Source organism: Paenibacillus sp. 22594, from assembly GCF_052044425.1.
Lineage (GTDB): Bacteria > Bacillota > Bacilli > Paenibacillales > Paenibacillaceae > Paenibacillus_AQ.
Window position 1 is genome coordinate 1 of record NZ_JBQENA010000055.1, and the last position, 395, is coordinate 395.

At 52.4% G+C, this 395-nt stretch carries 1 protein-coding gene; it reads right to left on the reverse strand.

The genetic code is table 11. The features are described from left to right. A partial coding sequence (locus ACTJKB_RS30955) for a hypothetical protein (RefSeq protein WP_440838049.1) occupies positions 1–350 on the reverse strand: 350 nt, incomplete at its 3' end. Between the last annotated feature and the right edge of the window lie 45 nt (positions 351–395).

The window sequence follows — 395 nt, forward strand, 5'->3', positions numbered from 1 at the left end:
CCTTTCTTCACGGCTTGTCCGGCTTTGTTCAGCCCTTTGCCGATCGCCTTGAAGCCAAGCTCCATCGCAAGCTCCACAAGTCCCATCGCGAGTGCCGTTGCCAGTGCAATAGCAGCCGGCTCGATCATCTTCTGCCAGCCCTGGCTCAGGTAGGTGCCAATATAGCCCGAGGCTTGGACAATAGTCTGGGCCACGGATTTAATCGCATCCGCTTGCAGATATACCGTGATCAGGTTGATAATCATCGGGAGTGCAGCCGTGATCGCCCCGCCTGTGATGATCTCCGCAGCCACGACGCCTACCAATATGCCGATGATCGCAGCCAAAAGCTTCAATCCATTACTCTTCATCCATTTTATTACATATGATTTAATCTGGTCAAACAGCATTTTCGC